The following is a 3,718-nucleotide window of genomic DNA, read 5'->3' as shown; positions in this document are numbered from 1 at the left end:
GCGCCGTCGGAGCCTGCCACCAGGGCCTTCATCGAGTCGGAATATTTGGTTCCGAAATAGAAGATCTGGCCGACCTCGATGCCCCGGGTCTGCAGCTTCTTGTCGGCGGGCACTTCGCTGTCGAAACGCGCGGCGTCGTGCACGTCCTCGGTCGCGGCGTAAACCGAGGTCCACTGCTTGATGATCGGGGCGAGGTCATCATCGTAATCGATATCATCGCCGGGCACCGGCAGATGGAGCACGTCGCTGTCGCAATAGACCGCGGACTCGCCGGTTTCCGCCAGCACGATGAATTCGTGGCTGAGATCGCCGCCGATCGGGCCGGTCTCGGCGCGCATCGGGATCGCCTTCAATCCCATCCGGGCGAAGGTGCGCAGATAGGCGACGAACATCCGGTTGTAGGAGCGCCGTGCCGCGGCCTCGTCGACATCGAAGGAATAGGCATCCTTCATCAGGAATTCGCGGCCGCGCATCACGCCGAAACGCGGACGCTGTTCGTCGCGGAATTTCCATTGAATATGATAGAGGTTGAGCGGCAGGCTCCTGTAGGACTTCACATAGGAGCGAAAGATCCCGGTGATCATTTCCTCGTTGGTGGGTCCATACAGCAACTCGCGCTTGTGGCGGTCGGTGATGCGCAGCATTTCCGGACCATAGGCATCGTAACGGCCGCTTTCGCGCCACAGGTCGGCCAGTTGCAGGGTCGGCATCAACAGTTCGATGGCGCCGGCGCGGTTCTGTTCCTCGCGGACGATCTGCTCGATCTTCTTCAGCACCCTCAACCCCAGCGGCAGCCAGGCATAGATGCCTGCCGCCTCCTGCCGCATCATGCCCGCGCGCAGCATCAGGCGATGCGAGACGATCTCGGCTTCCTTCGGATTCTCCTTGAGGATGGGCAGAAAGAACCGCGACAATCGCATGAGGACACCAGAAGAATCGGGGAGACACGGGATGCGTGCCAGTGAAACCGGATCGGCTGCAAAAACACAAGGGCGGGGTCGGAAAAAGCCGCGAAAACAGCGGATTACGCGTCACTTTTGCCAGTCCAATTGACCTTGCGATTAAGGCGCGAACGCGGCTTGGCGGATGGCGTCCGGATTCCTCTTGGAAATCCTGCGAAACCCCTCAGCGCTCAGGCACATCCAGATCGTCTTCCAGCGTGATCTTCTCGAAATCCGTTACCAGGGCGTCGATGCGCAGATGCCAGCGGCCGGCAAAGGGGATCGCGACGTCGCGGACCGACCAATAGCCGTCGGCGCCCAGCACGGCCTTGCGCTCGAACGGCTCGATGCCGCGCTCCGGCAGGCTCAGCGTCAGGGTCGCTTCCTTGGCCGCCAGCAGCGTGCCCTCGCCGTCCATCAACTGCAGGACAAAATGGTCGATGCCCACTCTGCCCGGTGAAACCAGCACCTGGAACATCGCCTTCCCGGTATGGATATGGAGCGCCAGCGGCGGCGCGGCAGCAGCAACCAGCACGCGCGGCGGCGGCGTGAAGCGCCAGCCGGCCACGACGGCCAGAACAGCGCAAGCGATGACGCACTCGGCCAGGATCGATCGCCGCAGCGGCCGGGTGTTTTGGGGATTGATCGCAAGGGCCGATGTCAGCCGAAAACGGTTGAGCGCCGCGAGCCCGAGCAGTGCCGCGACCAGCGTCAGCTTGATCGACAGGACGATGCCGTATGGGCTGCCGATCAACGCGCCAAAGCTCCCGAGCTGGACGATGGCCAGCGCCAGCCCCGTCAGTACCAGCATGGCCACCACCAAGATCGCGGCATGCGAGAACCGGTTCAGGGCCGGAAGCAGTGGTTGCGCCGACCTCCATGCCATCGCCGCCAGCGGCGCCAGCGCGCCGACCCAAAAAGCTGCACCCACGCCGTGCAGGAAAACCGCCGGGGCGGTCAGCCATTGCGGCGTCGCCGTCGCGGCATGTCCGCTGGAAGCGAGCGACAGGCCGACGCCCACAAGTGCGAACCCCGACAGCACCCTGGCGCGACTTGCCCCCTCGCTACGCAACGCAGCGATGCCGGCGGTCATCGCCAGCATCGCGATCAGCAGCGACTGAAACAGGCTGGTGGCCGCGGCGGCCTTCCACGGCGCTGCCGTCAGCAGGCTCGCCGGCGGCAAATCCAGCAAGTCGAGGCCCTGAAGCCCGAGCGCCGCCACCGCGCTGACCAGACCCGCCACCAGCGCCGCGCTGACCAGCCTCGCGCCCACGGGCATCCGGCCAATCCAGAATATGAAAAACGCGCCCCCGACACCCACCAACAGGCCGAGATAGACCCCGGTCCGCGCCAGCCAGATCAGGCTGTTGACCGAGCCGGCGCGGCTCTCGCTCGCCACAGCCCCGGTCGCTGCGCCGATCGAAAACACCATCGCGCCCGCGACCGGATGGCCGTCTTCCGAGGTGACGCGGTAACTGATCACCTGGGTCCCGCGCGGCAGGTTGTCCGGCAGCGTGACGATGATGCTATTGCCGGCGACGCGCACCGTCACGTCGTCGCGCGTGGTGCCGGCGGCATCGATCACGCGGACCACCGTCGGCGTCACCGCCTCGTTGAAGCGCAATTGAACGGACTTCGGCGCCAGCGCCAAAATACTGCCGTCGCCGGGATCAGTCGAAACCAGCGTGGCATGCGCGGATGCGCCGGTGGCAAGACAGAGCGCCGACAGCAGCATGGCCAAACCGGCGATCAGGCGCATCCGCGAGAGCCTTATTTCGGCATCAGCTTGACGCCCGGCGCCGGTGATTTGTCGTCATGGGAATGGCCGGCGCCCGGCGCCGGGATGTCGATCCAGCGGCTGACCCCCTGCTCGCATTCCTGCACCACCGGAAAATACAGCGTGGTGTTGGCCTTGAGGCCGCCGGTCAGAAAGGTGCTCATGACGAACTCATCGTAGTGGCTGTCGGCCAGCTTGCCGCCGCTCCACACCACTTCCTTGACGCCTTCGGAGAATTTCTTGCCGTGAAAGCTGTACTCGTTGGCGTACTTGCCGCTGATCGCCTCGACGCTCCAGCCGGCCTTCGGCATCGGCTTTACGGCGATCACGCCTTCGGGGATTTGCACGCGGATTTTTGTCGTCGGCGAACCTGCGCAGCCATGCGGCACCGTGAAAACCGCCTTGTAACCGGCACCGATGGCTGCCTGACGGTTTTCCAGCGAGACATGCGCGGCGGCCGGCCAGACCGCGAGCGTGGCGACGGCGGCGATAAGGATGATCTTCGACATGATCCGCCTCACTTCTTCATGCCGGAATGACCGGGCGCGTGTTTCATGTCATGGCCCGAATGATCCGCGCCGGCCGGCGCCTGCGCGCCCACACCCTGCACGTCGAACGAAACCTTCACCTTGCCGGCCTTCTCGAAATCGAGCGTCACCGGCACCTTGTCACCCTGCTTGAGCGGCCCCTTGAGATCCATCAGCATCAGGTGATAGCCGCCGGGCGCGAGCTTGATGGTCTTGCCGGGCTCGATGACGAGTCCCTTGTCGAGCGGACGCATCGTCATGACGCCATTCTTCATGGCCATCTCGTGGACTTCAAACTTACCGGCCACATCGGCCGAGCCGCCGACCAGCCGGTCCGCGACGGCGCCCTTGTTCTCGATGTTGAGATAGCCGCCGGCGACTTTCGCCCCGCCCGGGGTGGCGCGGCTCCAGGCCTGGCTGATCACGAGATCGCCGGCCTTGATTTCCTGCGCGCCCGCGGGCGCGACCAGCAA

General features: G+C 64.8%; 4 protein-coding genes. All 4 read right to left on the bottom strand.

What is annotated here, in order from left to right; genetic code table 11:
• On the bottom strand, positions 1-920 hold a 920-nt coding region (proS, locus tag Q8N40_RS26300; RefSeq protein WP_305713891.1), incomplete at its 3' end, for a proline--tRNA ligase.
• A 205-nt stretch (positions 921-1,125) separates the two neighbouring features.
• Positions 1,126-2,700, bottom strand: coding sequence for a CopD family protein (locus Q8N40_RS26295; protein WP_305713890.1), 1,575 nt, complete (start codon positions 2,698-2,700; stop codon positions 1,126-1,128).
• Between the two features lie 11 nt (positions 2,701-2,711).
• Entirely contained in the window at positions 2,712-3,227 is a 516-nt protein-coding gene (locus Q8N40_RS26290) for a YcnI family protein (protein ID WP_305713889.1), read from the bottom strand.
• Between the two features lie 8 nt (positions 3,228-3,235).
• A partial coding sequence (locus tag Q8N40_RS26285; protein WP_305713888.1) for a copper chaperone PCu(A)C occupies positions 3,236-3,718 on the bottom strand: 483 nt, incomplete at its 5' end.

The organism is Bradyrhizobium sp. (genome assembly GCF_030693485.1).
In the GTDB taxonomy this organism is placed as follows: domain Bacteria; phylum Pseudomonadota; class Alphaproteobacteria; order Rhizobiales; family Xanthobacteraceae; genus Bradyrhizobium.
The sequence above is the reverse complement of the archived record's forward strand: the minus strand, read 5'-3'. Positions and strand labels throughout refer to the sequence as shown.